Source organism: Pseudactinotalea sp. (assembly GCF_048594945.1).
GTDB lineage: Bacteria > Actinomycetota > Actinomycetes > Actinomycetales > Beutenbergiaceae > Pseudactinotalea.
Genome location: NZ_JBMDXJ010000250.1, coordinates 12261 through 31205, shown reverse-complemented (window position 1 = coordinate 31205; position 18945 = coordinate 12261). Strand labels below are relative to the sequence as shown.

At 68.9% G+C, this 18945-nt stretch carries 16 protein-coding genes; 11 read left to right on the top strand and 5 right to left on the bottom strand.

The window, feature by feature from the left end:
* Positions 1 to 225 (top strand): hypothetical protein (locus tag ACOJSN_RS10965; RefSeq protein ID WP_420112537.1); only part of this gene is annotated, 225 nt, incomplete at its 5' end.
* Positions 226 to 387: 162 nt separating this feature from the next.
* On the opposite strand, the gene ACOJSN_RS10960 is transcribed toward ACOJSN_RS10965, so the two are convergent.
* Together ACOJSN_RS10960 and ACOJSN_RS10955 are read right to left on the bottom strand one after the other, a co-directional pair.
* The gene (locus ACOJSN_RS10960) at positions 388 to 1035 is read right to left on the bottom strand and encodes a VOC family protein (RefSeq protein WP_420112536.1); all 648 of its coding nucleotides are present in this window, start codon (positions 1033 to 1035) and stop codon (positions 388 to 390) included.
* A gap of 152 nt (positions 1036 to 1187) precedes the next feature.
* Positions 1188 to 1856 (bottom strand): TetR family transcriptional regulator, encoded by a 669-nt coding sequence (locus tag ACOJSN_RS10955; protein ID WP_420112535.1) that lies wholly within the window; start codon positions 1854 to 1856, stop codon positions 1188 to 1190.
* Between the two features lie 116 nt (positions 1857 to 1972).
* On the opposite strand from ACOJSN_RS10955, the gene ACOJSN_RS10950 reads away from it, so the two are divergent.
* The gene (locus ACOJSN_RS10950) at positions 1973 to 4222 is read left to right on the top strand and encodes an MMPL family transporter (protein ID WP_420112534.1); all 2250 of its coding nucleotides are present in this window, start codon (positions 1973 to 1975) and stop codon (positions 4220 to 4222) included.
* Here the strand turns inward: ACOJSN_RS10950 and arfB are convergent.
* A complete protein-coding gene (gene arfB / locus ACOJSN_RS10945; protein ID WP_420112533.1) occupies positions 4188 to 4628 on the bottom strand; it encodes an alternative ribosome rescue aminoacyl-tRNA hydrolase ArfB in 441 nt (146 codons plus the stop codon). The genes ACOJSN_RS10950 and arfB overlap by 35 nt on opposite strands.
* Before the next feature lie 47 nt (positions 4629 to 4675).
* Between arfB and ACOJSN_RS10940 the strand changes: the two genes are divergently transcribed.
* From ACOJSN_RS10940 to ACOJSN_RS10925, 4 genes are all read left to right on the top strand, one after another.
* Positions 4676 to 5149: a GNAT family N-acetyltransferase gene (locus tag ACOJSN_RS10940; RefSeq protein WP_420112532.1), complete on the top strand. Its 474-nt coding sequence runs from the start codon at positions 4676 to 4678 to the stop codon at positions 5147 to 5149.
* Between the two features lie 261 nt (positions 5150 to 5410).
* Complete coding sequence (locus ACOJSN_RS10935; protein ID WP_420112531.1) at positions 5411 to 7294, top strand: ABC transporter family substrate-binding protein; 1884 nt, start codon at positions 5411 to 5413, stop codon at positions 7292 to 7294.
* Positions 7295 to 7430: 136 nt separating this feature from the next.
* Positions 7431 to 8963, top strand: a complete 1533-nt coding sequence (locus tag ACOJSN_RS10930) for an ABC transporter permease (RefSeq protein ID WP_420112530.1) — start codon at positions 7431 to 7433, stop codon at positions 8961 to 8963.
* Positions 8964 to 9009: 46 nt separating this feature from the next.
* On the top strand, positions 9010 to 10068 hold the full coding sequence (locus ACOJSN_RS10925; protein WP_420112529.1) for an ABC transporter permease: 1059 nt from the start codon (positions 9010 to 9012) through the stop codon (positions 10066 to 10068).
* Between the two features lie 10 nt (positions 10069 to 10078).
* On the opposite strand, the gene ACOJSN_RS10920 is transcribed toward ACOJSN_RS10925, so the two are convergent.
* On the bottom strand, positions 10079 to 10663 hold the full coding sequence (locus ACOJSN_RS10920; protein WP_420112528.1) for a hypothetical protein: 585 nt from the start codon (positions 10661 to 10663) through the stop codon (positions 10079 to 10081).
* A gap of 39 nt (positions 10664 to 10702) precedes the next feature.
* Here ACOJSN_RS10920 and ACOJSN_RS10915 point away from each other — a divergent pair, with 39 nt between their 5' ends.
* From ACOJSN_RS10915 to ACOJSN_RS10895, 5 genes are all read left to right on the top strand, one after another.
* The gene (locus tag ACOJSN_RS10915; protein ID WP_420112527.1) at positions 10703 to 12508 is read left to right on the top strand and encodes an ABC transporter ATP-binding protein; all 1806 of its coding nucleotides are present in this window, start codon (positions 10703 to 10705) and stop codon (positions 12506 to 12508) included.
* 319 nt (positions 12509 to 12827) lie between these two features.
* Entirely contained in the window at positions 12828 to 14741 is a 1914-nt protein-coding gene (typA, locus tag ACOJSN_RS10910; protein WP_420112526.1) for a translational GTPase TypA, read from the top strand.
* 2 nt (positions 14742 to 14743) lie between these two features.
* Positions 14744 to 16132, top strand: coding sequence for a PIG-L family deacetylase (locus ACOJSN_RS10905; protein WP_420112525.1), 1389 nt, complete (start codon positions 14744 to 14746; stop codon positions 16130 to 16132).
* Positions 16132 to 16626, top strand: coding sequence for a flavin reductase family protein (locus tag ACOJSN_RS10900; RefSeq protein ID WP_420112524.1), 495 nt, complete (start codon positions 16132 to 16134; stop codon positions 16624 to 16626). The genes ACOJSN_RS10905 and ACOJSN_RS10900 overlap by 1 nt, the downstream gene beginning before the upstream one ends.
* A gap of 96 nt (positions 16627 to 16722) precedes the next feature.
* On the top strand, positions 16723 to 18711 hold the full coding sequence (locus tag ACOJSN_RS10895; protein WP_420112523.1) for a VanW family protein: 1989 nt from the start codon (positions 16723 to 16725) through the stop codon (positions 18709 to 18711).
* Positions 18712 to 18714: 3 nt separating this feature from the next.
* Here the strand turns inward: ACOJSN_RS10895 and ACOJSN_RS10890 are convergent, their stop codons facing one another.
* Positions 18715 to 18924, bottom strand: a complete 210-nt coding sequence (locus ACOJSN_RS10890; protein WP_420112522.1) for a hypothetical protein — start codon at positions 18922 to 18924, stop codon at positions 18715 to 18717.
* Between the last annotated feature and the right edge of the window lie 21 nt (positions 18925 to 18945).

Sequence of the window (18945 nt, the reverse complement as noted above, 5' to 3'; positions counted from 1 at the left end):
GGGGTTATGACCAAGGGGCAGCCGGTGACGGTCGTCGGACACGGCGGGCAGGGGCCGGGCTTCAATCTCTTCGCCGCAGTGAGTGCTGATGGCCGCCGATGGAGCGGCCGGGCCGCCGAGGGTCAAAGGGAGGAACTGGATCTGATCCAGTCCTGTGTCGATGATGTCGAGAACCGCGACGGCGCCCCGGCGGAGTTTCGTACCGGACTGACGAGCAAGAAGTAGCGCGATGTTGCCATGGGTGGCGGGCGTCGAGCAGACCTCGATCCAGCCTGACAACAGGCGGCGCCGCGCGCGGGTGATAGATCCGACGCCTGCTACGCCACTTGCGCGTCCTCTGTGACGGCCGGCTCGCTGGTTCGGTGCTCGGGCTCCGGCGGCTCCCGGTCACTGGCGGTCGGATATCACCGCGGGCGCCGGCGTCCCGAACAGAATGAGATTGCCGTCGGGATCGCGGACCACGAACTCGTTGGCTCCCCACGGCTTCACCTGCAGCCGCTCCTGGAACTCGACCCTCGCAGCCTGAAACTCGAGGAAGAGCTCCTTGGCGTTCGTTGTCGTCACGTACGCCGCCAGCAGCTGCTCCCGATCGCGTACATCGGCATGGAACGGTGAGGTGTCGACATGGCGCAGGTTCACGCTGGCATCGCCGCGGCGGATCTCGCCGTAGAACGCGGGCTCACCGTAGGTGAACACGGTCTCGAATCCGAGAGTGGTGCCGTAGAACGTCAGCGCTCGCGCGAAGTCGGTGACGAAGATCTGCGCGTTCGCTCGCTGAAGCTGCGGCGCGGAGGTGTCGGTGACAGACATCGGTGGGTTCTCCTTCAGTTCGGACCACGAGGTGAACCCGAGCTCAGACGCGAGGACCTCCTGCGCTTCGTGCAGAGCGAGGTCCGCCGCGAGCACGTCGCGATCGTCGAGACCCGCGAACCGCGGCAGTGCCTGACGTAGGCGTGCGGCGACCGGGTACAGGCCGGCTCGGTGCTGGCGTACCAAGAGTTTGGCGCGTTTCCTGAGGTTCTCGAGCTCATCCATGGTCGATGAACGAGTGGGCATGGCCCTTTCCGGACTCTCCAGGTGCGCCTCGGTCGCGCTGGCCTCACGGTACTGGGTCTGTGCCCAGGAGACAACGCCGGTGCGTGTGTGCCTCGATCGATCGAACCGCGTTCCAGGAATCGCTCGCGTGATCAGGTCCCGGCGGGATGCTGTCCACGTGGCACGTCTGCGGCCCGGCTGCGTAGGTAGCTGATCAGCACCGTGCGTAGCTCGGCGCTGAGAGCGTCGCGCTCCGGTCCGCTCGCGTCGGTGATCAGCGGCGTCATGCCGCGCACGATCTGGATCGCGACGGTCGCTGTGCGCACCAGCTCACCGTGTGGGCGGTCGGGCATGACGAGCCCGAGGAGATCGACGACCCGCTCATGGATGGTGGTCTGCACGGGAGCGACGGCCTCGCGGAGGCCGGCGGGCATGTCCGTGCGGGCGAAGATGGCCTTGAATCCCGGGTGGGCGAGGTTGAACGCCATCAGCGGACCCAGAACCGCGTCCACGAGGTCCTCGAGGCTGGCCTTCGCTGCTCGGTCCAACGTGAAGGCCTCGGCGCGCAGGGCGGTGAGCTGGCCCGCATAGTGGTCGGCGAGAGCCCGGGCGATGTCGTCCTTGTTCGTGAAGAACTGGTACAGCGAGCCGGGCGAGATGCCGGCGTGTGCCGCGATGGCGTTGGTCGTGGCTGCGTCGTAACCGCGCTCGGCGAACACCGCGGCGGCAGCATGAAGGATCTGCTCGATCCGCTGCTGACCTCGGGCCTGGCGGCGCGGCTGCGCCCGCGCTTTCTCGGAGCGTGCGGACTCGCCGGTCACGTCTCCTCCCTTCCACCGCTGGACAAATGCGAGCATTCACTCGTATCTTCTAAATGTGAGCATCTGCTCGCATCAGGCTAGCAGCGCCTCCCGCGCACGTCCCTCGGAGAAGCATCGTGACCGACGCCCCGCCCCCAACGACCGCACTCGAACGCCTCGGCGCGCTCAGCTATCGCCGGCGGTGGCCCGTGCTGATCGCCTCGCTCGTGGTGCTCGCCGGGCTCATCGCCGTCGCGGCAGGAGCACTCTCGTCCTTCGTGCTCAACCGATGGGAGGCCGCCGGCAGCGAATCGGTGGCGGCGCAGCAGGTCCTGCGCGAGGAGTTCGCCACCGGTAACGCCAACCTGATCCTTCTCGTCTCCGCCACAGGTGGTGACGTGGACGAACCCGCCGTCGCGGCGGCGGCGACCGCCGTCGCCCACGAGCTCGCCCAGGAGGATGCCGTGGGTGAGGTGTGGTCGTACTGGTCGCTCGAGCGCGACGCGACGCTCCGCAGCGAGGACGGCGCCTCGGCGCTCGTGCTCGCGCACGTCACCGGCGACGCGACCGAGGCGCGCGCAGCCATCGCCGAGTACATCCCCGCCTACACGCGCGCGGATGCAGCGATCACCGTGCAGGTGGCGGGCTCCGAGGCCGCGTCCACGCAGATCAGTGCGCAGGCCACCGAGGACTTCGTCCGCGCCGAGCTGATCATCATCCCGCTCATGCTCGCGCTACTGGTGATCATCTATCGGCGGATGAGCTCGGCGCTGCTGACGCTCGGCGTCGGGCTGTTCTCCGTGATCGCGACCCTGGCCGGGCTGCGCGCCCTCACCGCCGTCGTCGAGATCGCCAGCTTCGCCTCGAACATCGTTCTCGTCATGGGCATCGGGCTCGGCGTCGACTACAGCCTGTTCGTCATCTCACGATTCCGCGAGGCGCTCGGCAACGGCGCCACCGTGCAGCTCGCGCTCCGCGAGACACTCAACACGGCCGGCCGCACCGTCTTGTTCAGCGGGCTGACCGTGGCAGCCTCGGTCGCCGTGCTGCTGGCACTGCCGTTTGCGTTCCTGCGCTCCTTCGCCTACGCAGGCGTGCTCACGGTCGTCACGGCGGCCGTCGGCGCGCTGGTGATCCTGCCCGCCGCGCTCGCGGTGATCGGCGAACGCATGGCTCGCCGCGGCTCCGCTGTGCCGCCTTCGAGGCCGGTGGAGCAGGGCCGGTGGTACCGACTCGGGGACCGAGTCATGAGGCGACCCGTGCTCTGGGGCGGTGCCGCCGTCGTCGTGCTTCTCGCCCTGGCCTCGCCCGCACTCGGCCTGCAGATCGGGGTCCCCGACGACCGTGTGCTCGCCCAAGGTTCCTCCGTGCGGGACGCCTACGACCACCTCCGCACCGATTTCACGGCTGAAGCCAACGACGCGATCCAGGTCATCGAGACCGGCGGCGCCTCACCCGCCGACGAGGAGGTGGGTCAGTACGCCGCCCACCTGTCGGACATCGACGGGATCGTCCAGGTGAACTCGCCCGTCGGCATCTACGCCGACGGCGCCCGGATCGCCGAGGGCGACGACCGGCTCGCCTCCGGTGACCTGATGAGGTTCGAGGCCGTGCCCAGTCGGGACGCGCTCGAGGGTGCCGGCGGCTCCCGACTCGTCGCCGACATTCGCGCACTCGACAGCCCGTTCGAGGGCACGCTCGTGGGCGGCTACCCCGCGCAGCTCGCCGACTTCCGCGACGCCCTCCTCGAGCGGCTGCCGCTGATCGCCGGGCTCATCCTGGCCGTCACGTTCATCTTGTTGTTCCTGCTCACCGGGAGCGTGCTCATTCCGCTCAAGGCCACCGTGCTCAACCTGCTGAGCGTCGGCGTCATGTTCGGGGTGCTGACCATGGTGTTCCAGAACGGCTTCCTCGCCGATCTGATCGGCTTCACGCCGGTGGGCAGCCTCGACCCAGCCTTCCCGATCCTCATGTTCTGCGTGGTCTACGGGCTCTCGATGGACTACGAGGTGTTCATGGTGTCCCGGATCCGGGAGGAGTACGAACGCAGCGCCGACAACCGGCGCTCCGTGCTCACCGGGCTGCAGCGCAGTGCGCCGCTCATCACCGCCGCCGCGCTCACCCTCGCGGTCTCGTTCGCGGTCTACGCCACCGGCTCGGTCATGTATCTGCAGATGATCGGGATCGGTGTGGCGGTCGCGATCCTCGTCGACGCGACCCTCATCCGCGGCATCCTCGTCCCGGCCGTCATGCGCCTGGCCGGCGATGCCAACTGGTGGGCGCCGGCAGCACTCGTCCCGGTCTTCCGCCGGTTCGGGCTCCGGGAGGAGCCCGCTCGCGGACAGGCTCGGGTCATGGGTGATCAGGGCGCCGGCGATCCCGCTTGATCGCCGAGCGCCGTTGTTTGGCTTCTGCCCGACGGCGGAGCGAACCCTTGGTCGGTCGGGTCGCCTTGCGGGGCACCGGCGGGACCAGCGCCTCGCGCAGGATCTCGGCGAGCCGAATCCGCGCCGCCGCACGGTTACGTCGCTGGGAGCGGTGCTCTTCGGCACTGACGATCAGAACCGTGCCCGCGAGCCGCGGAGCCAACCGCTGCAGAACGCGCGCTCGTTGCATCTCGGTGAGCGCCGTCGTCGTCCCCAGATCGATGCTGAGCTGAACCCGGGAGTCGGCCGTGTTGACGCCCTGCCCACCGGGGCCGGACGAGCGAGAGAACTGTTCGAGGAGCTCGGTGGCCGGCAGTGTCAGGCCACGCGGAGCCCCGGGCCCCGGCGGTACCTCAAGGTCGTCCACCGTCCGAGTGTGGCGCAGCGGGTGTGCGACTGCGGCATGCTGGCCAGGTGTCGGAACCAGGAGACCAGCGCGATCTCGAGATTCGCCCGTGCACGCCCAGCGACCTCCCCGGCCTGACGGCGGCCGAGCCGCCCGGCGCGGACATCGCCGTCCGGTTGTTCGCGCGGCAGCAGCGCGGCGAGTCGGTCTACCTGCTCGCGGTGGCGAGCGGCGTCGTCGTGGGGCATGGCGAGCTCATGCTGGGCGCGAACCCCGAGCTGCGCCATCTCCAGGTCGATCCGGAAAGCCGTGGTCAGGGCGTGGGGACCTCGATCGTGCGGGCGGCGGAGCGCCACCTCGGAACGGGGCGGTTGAGCATCGGCGTGGGGCTCGACAACTCGCGGGCCAGGCGACTCTACGAGCGGCTGGGCTACGTGGGCACCGGTGAGATCAGCACGACGACCTACACCTACGTCGACCACGAGGGCCCGCACGTGGCGACCGAGTCCGACGAGCGGCTGGTCAAGTCGTTGCCGGGCTGAGACCCGACTGTGTACTCGCTAGGTTACGTCCAGGTTGCGGGCGTGGCGATCGGGTCTCAACTCGGTAACGATGCAGGCGATCTCACCTAGAGAGACGACACCGCGTATCGTGTGGGTGCCTATGCTGCCCCGTATCCCAGGCACCTGTGTGTGCCGTCCATGGGGGAAACCCCGGCCCGAACGATCCGGCGGCGGGGACCAACCATCACGTTCCTAGGAGGAACTTTGAAGACCAGGCGACTAGTCACGGTAGGGGCGGCGGTGACAGCGGCCGCGCTTGCGCTCGCTGCATGCCAACCAGGTGACACGGACGGGGACGGCAACGGCGATGGAGAGGGCCTGGGTGACCTCTCGTCGATCACGCTGAACTGGAACCAGTCGTTCTACGAGTACAACGGCAACTCGCAGACCGGTAACGCGACGGCCAACTCCATCGTGCTCTACCTGATGAACTCCGGGTTCAACTACTTCAACGAGAACCTCGAGATCACCCCCGACGAGTCCTTCGGCACCTACGAGCTCGTCAGCGATGACCCGCTCACGGTCGAGTTCACGTTCAACGACGGCGTCAACTGGTCCGACGGAACGCCCGTGGACGCCGCCGACATGCTGCTCGGCTGGGCCGCCGCGAGCGGTCACCTCAACACGATCACCGACGATGAGATCGAGACCGACGAAGACGGCAACATCGTCAACGAGGACGAGGTCTACGACAACGTCTACTTCAACGGCACCTCCGCGCTCGCTGCGTACGTCGAGCCGACCCCGCAGATCAGCGAGGACAACAAGACGATCACCTACGTCTACGACCGGCCGTTCGCGGACTGGGAGCTGGCGTTCCCGAGCGTCGGCGTCCCCGCGCACGTGGTGGCGATGAACGCTCTCGACATCGAGGACCCGGCGGAGGCCAAGCAGGCCCTCATCGACGCGATCAACAACGACGACCGTGAGGCACTCTCGGAGATCTCGCGGTTCTGGAACGAAGGGTTCCAGTTCGGCGACACGCTCCCGGACGACCCGAACCTGTACCTCTCCAACGGCGCCTTCCTGCTCACGGACTTCGTGCGTGACCAGTACGTCACCCTCGAGCGCAACGAGAACTACACGGGCGACCTGCAGCCCAAGGTCGACCGCGTGACCATCCGCTACAACGGCGACCCGATGGCAGCGCTGCAGGCGCTGGAGAACGGCGAGGTCGACGTCATCGAGCCGCAGGCCACGACCGACATCCTGCTCGCCGCCGAGGCCCTCGGTGACGACTACACCATCATCACCGGTGAGGGTGCGACCTACGAGCACGTCGACATGGCGCAGAACAACGGTGGCCCGTTCGACCCCGCCACCTACGACGACGACGCCGAGACCGCACGGGCCGTGCGCGAAGCCTTCCTGCTGCTGTTCCCGCGTCAGGACATCGTGGACACGCTGGTCACCCCGCTCAACCCTGAGGCCGTGGTGCGTCAGTCCTTCACCCAGGTGCCGGGCTCGCCGCTGTACGACTCGGTCGTCACCGCGAGCGGCATCGAGGCGGCCTACCCGGCCGACGTCCCGCAGGAGTCGGTCGACCGCGCCACGCAGCTGATCGAGGAGGCCGGTGTCACCACGCCGATCGACGTCCGTCTGCTGACCGACTCGCTCAACACGCGCCGCCAGGACCAGCTGCAGCTGGTCACCGACGCGTACTCCGCATCGGGTCTGTTCAACATCGTTGACGCCTCCGACGCGGAGTGGGGCTCGCTGCTCGAGGACACGTCCGTCTACGACGCGGCGATCTTCGGCTGGCAGTCGACCAACACCTCGCAGACCAACTCGGACGCGAACTTCCGTACCGACGCGATCAACAACTTCTACGGATTCAGCGACGACACGGTCAACGGTCTGCTGGACGAGATCGCCGTGACGGTCGACCCGGCCGCGCAGGGCGACCTGCAGGGCCAGGTCGAGGAGATCCTGGTTCAGGACGCGTTCGGCCTGCCGATCTACCAGCACCCGGCGATCGACGTGCACCGCAACACGGTCACGGGGATCAACCCGATCCAGCTGAGCCCGACGGTGTTCTGGAACTTCTGGGAGTGGGACACCACCGGTGAGACCGCCGGCGAGCCCACCTCGGAGGAGATGACCGAGGACGACGCGGAGGGCTAGACCCCGTCTGCACCCGTGGCAGGGGTGCCGGTGAATCCACCGGCACCCCTGTCCGCTTTTTCGCCGCGTCCACCCACATCTGCGGTGCCGAGCGAGTAACGTCTCGGCCACCACCGCCCAGTCCACGAGGTTGTGCATGCTCAGGTTCTTGATTCGCCGCGTCCTGTCCGGCCTGGCCATCATGCTCGTCGCGAGCTTTCTGTATTACGTGATGGTCGCTGCCGTGATCGATCCGCTCGAAGACTTGCGGACCCGCCCCGGCGTCGACACACCAATGCTGATCGAGCAGCGCATCGAGCTGCTGAGGCTCGACGACTCGGTCATCAGTCGCTACATCTCCTGGCTGGGCGCGTTCGTCACGGGCGACCTCGGGTCCTCGTGGAACACCGGGCGGGCCGTCGGGGACATGCTCTCCGGCGCGGTCATCTCGACGATCCAGCTCCTCACGATGTCGACGATCATCGCCATCCTGCTCGGCGTCGCCGTCGGTATCGTCAGCGCGCTGCGCCAGTACACCTCCTTCGACTACCTGATCACGTTCGTTTCGTTCCTGCTGTTCTCGCTTCCGTCTTTCTGGGTGGCAGTGCTTCTCAAGCAGTGGGGCGCCATCGGCTACAACGACTTCCTCCGCGATCCCACGCTCGCGATCCCCGTGATCATCGGGATCGGTGCCCTCGCCGGTGTGATCTGGATGCTGGCGATCGGCGGCGACCTGCGCCGCCGCATCACGGTGTTCGTCGCGGCGACCGCGGCCACCTCGGGGGTGTTCCTCTACCTGCAGCTGTCCAACTGGTGGCTGCGACCACACATCAACATCGTGCTGCAGCTCGTGCTGGGCGTGGCCACGGCGCTGGCTGTGACTGCGGTCTCCACCGGGCTGCGCAACCGCCGGGCACTCGGAGCGTCGATGTCGACGGTCGCCGTGGGCCTGATCATCTACGCCTACCTGAACTTCGGCGGCGGCTGGTCGTTCCTCACGCCGGTGATGAACTGGGGCCTGCTGCTGGTGTTCGCCGTGGTTGCTGCGGCCGTCGGCGCCGCGGTCGGACTGGCCTGGGGCGGCCCGGACAAGGGGCAGTCCGCGCGAACCGCGGCCATCCTGGCGGTGTTCCTCGCCGTCTATGTGACCATCGACCGGCTGCTGCAGGCATGGCCCACGTACTTCGGAGCGCTGAGCGGTCGCCCGATCGCGACCACCGGTGACCGGACCCCGAACCTCGGCGGCAACTTCTGGATCGGGGCGCTCGACACCTACTCGCACCTGGTGCTCCCGACCCTCGTGCTGCTGCTGATCTCCTTCGCCGGCTACACGCGCTACTCGCGGGCCACGATGTTGGAGACGATGAATCAGGACTACATCCGCACGGCACGCGCCAAGGGGCTCAACGAACGCACCGTGATCATGCGTCACGCTTTCCGCAACACCCTGATCCCGCTCGCCACGATCGTGCCCGTGGACATCATCACGATGCTCGGCGGTGCGCTGATCACCGAGCGGATCTTCAACCGCCCCGGCATGGGCGCGATGTTCCTCACCAACCTCGACATGAACGACATCGAACCCGTGATGGCGTACCTGATCATCGTCGCCGCGCTGGCGATCGTCGCGAACATGGTCGCCGACCTCATCTACGCGGTGCTCGACCCCAGAATCCGGGTGGACGCATGAGCAACGCGACCATGAGGAACGCCACGACTCACCTGGAGGAACTCGCATGAGTGACCAGAGTCCTCGGGACGCCGAGCCCGTCGGCGCAGCGGAGCTCGCTGAGAACGCGATCGAGCTGCGCGAGACGGAAGGGCTCTCGCAAGGCCAGATCGTCCGTCGTCGATTCTTCCGCCACCGGGGAGCGGTCATCGGTCTCGCCGTCTTCGGCCTGATCGTGCTCGTCGGCTACACCTCGATCGGGCTCGGCCCGATCGGCGGCTGGTGGAGCAAGGAGCCGGTCACCCGCTACGCCATCGTCAACGGCGGCATGCCCACGCTCACCATGCCCACGTGGCTCGGCGGTACCGGGTTCGCGATCGGCGAGCACCCGTTCGGTCAGGACGTGCTCGGGCGTGACATGTTCGCCATGACGATGCAGGGCGTGCAGACGTCGGTTCTCGTGATGCTGCTCCTCGGTGGGGTGGCCACTGCTGTCGGGCTGCTCGTCGGTGCCGTCGCGGGCTTCTTCCGCGGTGTCCCGGACCAGATCTTGATGCGCATCACCGACTTCATCATCATCCTGCCGACCGTGGTTCTGGGCGCTGTCCTCGGCAAGCAGTTCGGCGGCGCCGACCCGGTGCCGCTCGCACTGGTGCTCGGCCTCGTCGTGTGGCCCGGGCTCGCGCGACTCGTCCGGAGCGAGTTCTTCTCGCTGCGTGAGCGTGAGTTCGTGGATGCGGCACGCGTGGCAGGAGCGTCGAACACCCGCATCATCTTCAAGCACATGATCCCCAACGCCATGGGCGTGATCATCGTCAACACCACGCTGCTGCTCTCCACGGCGGTGCTCCTGGAGACCGGACTGTCCTACCTCGGATTCGGCATCACGTTCCCGAACGTGTCACTGGGGTACCTCATCTCGGAGTACCAGTCGGCGTTCTCCACCCGGCCCTGGCTGTTCTGGTGGCCCGGTCTGTTCATCGTCGCGATCGCGCTCAGCGTGAACTTCATCGGAGATGGGCTACGGGATGCGTTCGACCCACGTCAGAAGCGCATCCCCTCCGAGCGAAAGATGGCGCGCGCCGCGCGTCGTGCAGCCACCAACCAGCCGGTGAGTGACTCGTGACGGCGATCCGTCAGAGCAGCACCCCGGCCGCCGTGAACACCGCCACGACGGCGGCCACCGCGAGCACCGGCACGTTCCACGTCGTTGTGACCGGGATGTCCGAGCGCGGTGCTCCCAGGTGGCCGGCGTCGCGCAGCTGCTGCATCCGCTCCGCAGCGGCCAGTGCGACCGCTGCGGCGTTGTTGCCGTCCGTGTTCGATTCACCCGCCGCGCCGCGGTTGCGCATCATGCGCGCCCGGGTACCCATGCCGCTCGCTCCGGGCACGGCCCATGCCGAGTACCGGCGCTCGTCGGTGTGCACCGTGAACGACCATCGAGAGTCGATCGCCGTGACCCGCACCCAGGGCATCCGGATGGTCCGGAAGACGTTGACGAGCACGGCCTCGGCGTCGTTGAGCTCGACGTACGGGCGCCAGAACAAGGCCCACGCGCCGGCGCCGACGACCACGAACGGCCAGCCGCCGCGGGCGGTCGCCGACAGGTCCGCGACCGCGGTCATCACCAGGCCGATCGCGCACACAGCCGCGACGAGCACGGCGATCACGCGCGAGAAGGCGGTCCTGTACGTCTCCACGGATCCCGGCTCGGTCGGCACCTGGCCATCATCGCAGAGCCTGACGAAGGGGCGAGAAGCATGACGCAGACCACGGAATCGCCGAGCTCCGCGGACGCCGTGGAGCCGATCCTGTCGGTGCGCAACCTCGATGTCGACTTCTTCGTCGACGGCGAATGGCTCCCGGCGGCGGTGGACGTCAGCTACGACGTGCACCCCGGCGAGGTCGTCGCGATCGTGGGTGAGTCCGGCTCGGGGAAGACGCAGTCGTCGATGTCGCTGCTCGGTCTGCTACCGCCCAACGGGCGCGCCAGCGGAAGTGCGACGCTCGGCGGGCAAGAGCTGATCGGGATGAGCCAGTCCAAGCTGCGCCGGGTGCGCGGCAAGGACATCTCGGTGATCTTCCAGGAGCCGATGACCGCGCTGAACCCGGTGTACACGGTCGGCTTCCAGATCATCGAGACGCTGCGCGTGCACCAGAACATGGGCCCGGCGGAGGCGAGGGCGCGGGCCATCGAGCTGCTCACCCTCGTGGAGCTGCCGGACCCGGAGATCCGGGTCAACTACTACCCGCACCAGCTCTCGGGCGGCCAGCGCCAGCGCGCCATGATCGCGCAGTCCCTCGCCAACGACCCGACGCTGCTGGTGGCCGACGAGCCCACCACCGCGCTCGACGTGACGGTGCAGGCGGAGATCCTCAAGCTGATGCGGGATCTGCGCACCGAGTTCAACTCCGGCATCGTGCTGATCACCCACGACATGGGTGTGGTCGCGGACATGGCTGACCGGATCGTGGTGATGCGCCGCGGTCAGATCGTCGAGAGCGGCGATGTCGAGCAGATCTTCGCCCACCCGAAGCATGAGTACACCAAGCAGCTGCTGGCTGCGGTGCCGCACCTCGGTGCCCACAGCACGGTCGAGATCTCCGAGCACGAGCGTGAGCACGGCGGCGAGACCCCGATGGGCGAGCCGGTGATGGTCGCCGAAGACCTGATCATCGAGTACCCGAAGCGTGGCCGCGCGCCTGCGTTCCGAGCGGTCGACGGCGTGACGCTGAGCATCAACGCCGGTGAGGTCGTCGGTCTGGTGGGCGAGTCCGGCTCGGGCAAGACGACCATCGGGAGGGCCGTCGTCGGCCTCCTTCCGGTGACCGGCGGCAAGCTCGACATCGCCGGCTTCAACATGGTTGGCGCCAAGCCGCGCGACCTGAAGCCGCTGCGCAAGCAGATCGGCATCGTGTTCCAGGACCCGGGCAGCTCGCTCAACCCGCGCCTCCCGATCGGGGAGTCGATCGGTGAGCCGCTGATGCTGCACACCAGGATCAAGGGGCCGGAGCTGAGCAAGCGCGTCGAGGCGCTGCTCGATCAGGTCGAGCTGCCGCGCTCGATGCGCAACCGCTACCCGCACGAGCTCTCGGGTGGTCAGCGGCAGCGCGTGGGGATCGCCCGCGCCCTGAGCCTCGAGCCGAAGCTGCTGGTCGCCGACGAGCCCACATCGGCGCTCGACGTGTCGGTGCAGGCGCGTGTGCTGGAGCTCTTCCAGGAGCTGCAGCGTGAGCACGGGTTCGCCTGTCTGTTCATCAGCCACGACCTGGCGGTCGTCGAGATGGTCTCGAGCCGGGTGGCGGTGATGCACCACGGCAAGCTCGTGGAGCTGGGTTCGGCCGCGCAGGTGGTGCAGAGCCCCAAGGACCCGTACACGCAGCGTCTGATCGCGGCCGTGCCGGTGCCCGACCCGGGTGAGCAGAAGATCCGGCGTGAGCGGCGAGACGCTCTGCTCGAGGCTGCGGCGGCCGAGCTCGCCCTCGAGGAGGACCTGGAAGCAGACAGCCACCGTGCCGACGCCGACGACCGCCCGAACTCCGATCGAGGGCCGTCGGGTATCTGAGCCGGCACGCCGGGCGGTCGGCCACCGGTACCACGGGCCACGATTTCGCCAGCGCGGCAGGACCGTGGGATCCTAAGGACGTACAGATCAGCTCGAACCGTTGCGCTCCCGTGCATGAGCTGCTGCGCTGCGTCCTCGTGGAGCCATCCACGAGGTGCCGGCGCGGCCGCCGCCGCACCCGGCTGCCGCAGCCGGAGCTGGTCGGGGCCGAACCGCGCCCCGTGCCGACGACCCCTGCCCGACAAAGGACACGCATGACGATCTCACGGAGCACCGCGGTGCCCTCACGCCGCTCCGACGAGCCCGGTGAGGGCCGCGCGTGAGCTCGCGGACCGACCTGCGCAACGTCGCGATCGTCGCGCACGTCGACCATGGCAAGACCACGTTGGTGGACGCGATGCTGTGGCAGTCCGGTGCGTTCGGTGACCACGCCGACGTGGCCGAGCGTGCGATGGACTCCGGGGATCTGGAGCGTGAGAAGGGCATCACGATCCTCGCGAATAACACCGCGGTGGCATACTCCGGGCCGGCTGCAGCTGCCGCCGGCCACCCGGAGGGCGTGACGATCAACGTGATCGACACCCGTGGCCACGCGGACTTCGGCGGCGAGGTCGAGCGCGGTCTGTCGATGGTCGACGGCGTGGTGCTGCTGGTGGACTCCTCCGAGGGTCCGCTGCCGCAGACGCGCTTCGTGCTCCGCAAGGCGCTGGCGGCACGGCTGCCCGTGGTGCTCGTGGTCAACAAGGTGGACCGCGCCGACGCGCGCATCAGCGAGGTGGTCGCCGAGACCACCGACCTGTTGCTGGGGCTCGCTTCCGACCTGGCCGAGGAGCCCGGCGGTGAGGAGCTCGACCTCGATGCGGTCCTCGACCTGCCGGTGATCTACGCCTCCGCACGCGCCGGTCGCGCATCGCTCACCCAGCCCGCCGACGGCGACCTGCCGGACTCCCCGGACCTCGAGCCCTTGTTCTCGACGATCCTTGAGCGGATCCCGGCGCCCACCTACGACGACGGCGCGCCTCTGCAGGCGCATGTCACCAACCTCGACGCCTCGCCCTTCCTGGGTCGGCTCGCGCTGCTCCGCGTCTTCAACGGCACCCTGCGCAAGGGTCAGGTGGTCGCGTGGGCGCGCCGCGACGGCACCACCACGAACGTCAAGGTGACCGAGCTGCTCCGCACCGAGGCACTCGACCGGGTCCCGACCGAGGAGGCGGGACCGGGTGACATCGTCGCCGTCGCGGGCATCGAGGACATCACGATCGGCGAGTCGCTCACCGACCCGAACGACCCACGACCGCTCCCGCTGATCACGGTCGACGACCCGGCGATCTCGATGACGATCGGCATCAACACCTCGCCCCTGGCGGGCCGCGTCAAGGGTGCGAAGGTCACGGCGCGGCAGGTCAAGGACCGGCTCGACCGCGAGCTGATCGGCAACGTCTCGCTCAAGGTGCTGCCCACCGAGCGGCCGGACGCCTGGGAGGTGCAGGGCCGCGGCGAGCTCGCGCTCGCGATCCTCGTCGAGCAGATGCGTCGGGAGGGGTTCGAGCTCACGGTCGGCAAGCCGCAGGTCGTCACGCGCGAGGTCGACGGCAAGCTGCACGAGCCGGTCGAGCGCATGACGATCGACGTGCCCGAGGAGCACCTCGGCGCGGTCACCCAGCTGCTCGCGCAGCGCCGCGGCCGCATGGAGACCATGAGCAACCACGGCACCGGATGGGTCCGGATGGAGTTCCTGGTGCCCTCGCGTGGCCTCATCGGGTTCCGCACCCGGTTCCTCACCGACACCCGCGGTACCGGGATCGCGTCCTCGATCTCCGAGGGATACGAGCCGTGGGCCGGCTCCATCGAGTTCCGCACCACGGGCTCGCTCGTGGCCGACCGCGCCGGTTCGGCCACCCCGTTCGCGATGCTCGCCCTGCAGGAGCGCGGCTCGTTCTTCATCCAGCCGACCTCCGAGGTGTACGAGGGCCAGGTCGTGGGCGAGAACTCGCGCGGCGACGACATGGACGTCAACATCACCAAGGAGAAGAAGCTCAACAACATCCGCTCCTCCACCGCGGAGTCGTTCGAGAACCTCACACCGCCCCGCACGCTCACGCTCGAGGAGTCGCTGGAGTTCGCGCGCGACGACGAGTGTGTGGAAGTCACGCCCGAGTCGGTGCGCATCCGCAAGGTCATCCTCGACGGCAACGAGCGCTCCAAGGCGGCCTCCCGCGCCCGCCGCGCCTGACCATGGCGACCCCCTCCCAGCTCCCCCCGACCGCCGGCCCAGCCCCGGCGGCTGAGGGGGTCGCGGCCGGGGAGGCGGCGCCTGAGGCCGAGATCCGCCGCGTGCTCGTGGTCGCGGCGCACCCCGACGACGAGACCCTCACCGCAGGCGGGCTGGTCGCCGCGTTCGCGAGCCGCTGCGACGTCACGGTCGTCACCTGCACCCGTGGTGAGCGGGGCGAGATGATCGGCGCCGACCTCGCGCACCTCACCGAGAACCCGGCCGAGTTGGCCGCGTTCCGGGTGGGGGAGCTCGAGCGTGCGCTCACCGCGCTCGGCATCAGCGACCATCTGTTCCTGGATGCCGTCGACGGCGGTGCTCGCCTCCTCGACTCCGGCATGCGTTGGGATGAGGGGGCCAGGCACGTCCGGGCGCTGCCGTCCGCCGATGCGGGACCCGACGCGCTCAGCGTCACCGCGATCGAGCGCCCGATCGCCGCGCTCACGGCGGTCATCGACCGGGTTCTGCCCGACCTCGTGCTGCTCGACGAGCCAGGCGGCGGCTACGGGCACCCCGACCATGTCCGTGTGCACGAGGCCGCGATGGCGGCGGTGGCTGCGTCGCAGCACCGGCCCGCCTTCGTGGCGTGGATGGTCCGCCCGCAGGCCGCCGTGACGGCCGCGCAGGAGTGGCTGCGCACGCGCACTGATCTCCCCAGCGTCGGCGAGGGCGGCACAACCCTGACGCTCCCGGATCCGGTGGGGCCGCAGGCATCGATCGTGGTGCCGGACGGACAGATCGACCTCGAGATCGACACCACGCCGCAGCTTCCGCAGCTCCTCGCGGCGATGCACGCCCACCGCAGCCAGGTCCAGCTGCCCCGGCTCGTGGCACAACCGGGCATACGCGAGCCCGCCGCCGGCTGGTACGCACTGAGCAACGGGCTGCTGCAGCCGATCCACGACCGTGCCTGGCTGCGCCTCGCACCCGGGTGGGGAGAACCCGAGAACCTTCGCTCCGCCGTCGGGCGCCTGATGGCGACCGAGGCCGCCAAGACCGAGGGCGGGCGATGGTTCCGACCCACGATGATCACGTTCTCGTTGCTGCTCGGACTGATGGTCGCGGCGGTGGGGACCGCGTTCCACCGCGTGTCACCGCCGTGGGGCGTGCTGGCGGCACTCCTGGCGCTGGTGGCGGGTGGCGTGCTGGCACGGACGTTCGTCGACCGCGTGGGCCAGCTCGTGTTCGGTGTCGCGGCCGTGCTGATGGTGATCGTGATGACGTACGTGCGACCAGGTGACGACGTGCTCGTGACCGGAGAGCCGATCGGGTTGGCGTGGCTGCTCGGCTCGATCCCTGCCGCGTTGCTGCTGCCTGCGTTGCTGCCCAAACGCTGGTTCGCGGACTCCTGATGACCGAGGTCGGGCCCGATGAGCTGCGTCGCACGATGTCGCGGCTGGTCTCGGGCGTGTCGGTGGTGACGGCGCGTGCGGGGCGGCACGATGTCGCCGCGACCGTGAGTTCGTTGGTCTCGGCCTCGCTCGAGCCACCGGTGGTGCTGTTCACCGTGCACCGCGACAGCAGGCTGCGTGAGGCGGTCGAGGTGGGGGAGCGCTGGGCGGCCAGCATCCTCGGCGGAGAGGGCGGCGCAGCGGCGCGCTGGCTCAGCGACCCGGGGAGGCCGCTGCTGGACCAGCTCGTCCGGGTTCCGCACCGCGAGGGTGAGCGCAGTGGTGCCGCGATCCTCGAGGTCGCGACCGCCTGGCTGGAGGCCCGCACGCAATGGGTCGTCGAGGCAGGGACCCACGACGTGGTGGCAGGCGAGGTGCTCGCCACCGGGGTGAACGCGGACAACGAGGGCGCGGTCCTGCACGGGTACGGGCGCCTGGAGCCGTGGGGTGGATGACCTCGACGGGTCGGCGTGGCTGCGGCCGGTGGCACCGTTAGAATCACCTGCTAGGGGGGCCACGACCGGTGGTCTTGCAGAGAAGCTTCGAGGACCATGATCTTTCGCCGATCCGTGAAGGACACCGGGGTGACGCCCGCGCAGTCGGCACCCGGCGGCGACGACGCCACCTCCGCGGACCCCGACCAGACCGAGGTTCGCGCGCCCGAGGAGGCTGCGCCGACCGAGGCCGACCCCGACGCGACCCAGGTGCGTGAGCCTGAGCCCGACCCTGAGGCCACCGCGGTGCGCGAGCCCGCCGAGACGGCCGCGGGCGAGACAGCGGAGGCCGAGCTCGAGGAGTCGGATCCCGTGCCACCCCAGAAGAAGCGACGCCGCGGACGCAAGATCGCACTCGGCGTGGGCATCGGAGTGGTGGTGCTCGCCGGAGCGTACGTCGGTGCCGCCTGGTACCTCGGCGACAAGGTGCCGCAGAGCACCACGGTCGCCGGGGTCGACATCTCGGGACAGACCGCCTCCGAGGCGGTCGACACCCTCGAGACGCGACTCTCCGACGTCGTCAGCGGGCCGATCCCGATCGAGATGGGCGAGACGTCGTCGAGTCTCGACCCGGTCGAGGCCGGACTGGCGTTCGACGCCACCGCGACGGTCGGGCAGATCACCGGTTTCACGCTCGACCCGCAGGTGGTCTTCGGTCACCTCTTCGGGCTCGGCGCACGTGAGCCGGTCGTCGAGATCGACGACGACGCACTCACCAGTGCCCTGCAGGACGCCTCGAACGACCTCGACGTGGCTCCGATCGACGGCGTGATCGAGATCGCCGGCGGGGAGGGCACGGTCACCACCGAGCCCGCGGACGGGATCGCGCTCGACGTCCCCGCAGCCGCCGAGCTCGTGGCATCGCAGTGGCTCACCGGCCAGCGGCCGTTCGAGCTGCCCTCCGAGACCACCACGCCCACGATCGACGACGCCGCGATCGACGCGACGATGACCGACATCGTGGAGCCGCTGCTGTCAAGCCCCGTGACCGTGCAGCTCAATGACGACGAGACCAGCCTCGGACCCGAGATCCTCTCCGAAGCGGCGTCGCTGGACATGGCCGGCGCCACGGCGTCGCTGGTGATCGACGGCGAGGTCCTGGCGGACTACATCACCGACAACGTCGAATCGGTCGGTGAGACGCCCAAGGACGCGCAGATCGTGCTGGAGGGTGGCGAGCCCACGATCATCCCGGCGGTCACTGGCACGGGGCTCGACCCGGAGCAGCTGGCCGGCGTGGTGGCCGACGCCGCCGTCAAGACCGGTGACGAGCGCGTCGCCGCGGCGGAGCTCGCCGACGCCGAGCCCGAATTCACCACCGCCGATGCCGAGGAGCTCGGCGTCGAGGAGATCGTGGGGGAGTACTCGACCCCGTACCCCTATGACCCGACCCGCACGCAGAACCTCATCAACGGCACCGCGCACATCAGCGGCACGCTGATCAAGCCGGGCGAGGTGTTCTCGCTCATCGAGGCGCTCGGCCCGATCACTGCGGCGAACGGATACGTGAGCTCGCACGTGGTCGATGGTGGGTTCGTCACCGATGCGATGGGTGGCGGCCTCTCGCAGGTCTCGACCACCACCTTCAACGCCGCCTACGAGGCCGGCATGGAGGACATCGAGCACAAGCCCCACTCGCGCTGGTTCGAGCGGTACCCCGCCGGTCGCGAGGCGACGATGTTCGCGCCGTCGCTCGACATGAAGTGGGGCAACAACACGCCCTACGGGGTGCTGGTGCAGGCGTGGGTGGGCGACGACGGCCACGTCCACGTCCGGTTGTGGAGCACGGAGTACTGGGACGTGGAGGTCCGCTCGAGCGACAAGTACGCCTACACCTCCGCACGCACGGTCTACAACCAGAACGACAACTGCCAGCCCGAGTCGGGAGGGGCGTCCGGGTTCACGATCGACATCAGCCGCACCGTGGCCCGCAACGGCGAGGACAGCGAGTACTCCGGAGGCTACTCCTGGACGTACTCGCCGTGGAACACGGTGGTGTGCGGTGCCCCGCCGTCGGAGGGCGACGATGAGGACGAGGACGACTGAGCCTCAGCGGCGCCGAATCGGAGCCGGCGGCACCCGCTTGCCGAGTGCGATATCGGCGGCGGCCACGGCCACGGGGCCGTGCTTGGTGGCGACTTCCACACCGTTGTCGTCGACCAGCACCAGTTCGCCCACGGCGTCGGAGAAGCTGCCCTCGTCGTTGCGATATCTCACGACGACGCGCATACCGGGCTCCCAGGCTCGCCAGAACGTCATGCCTGCGATACTAGGGGCAGA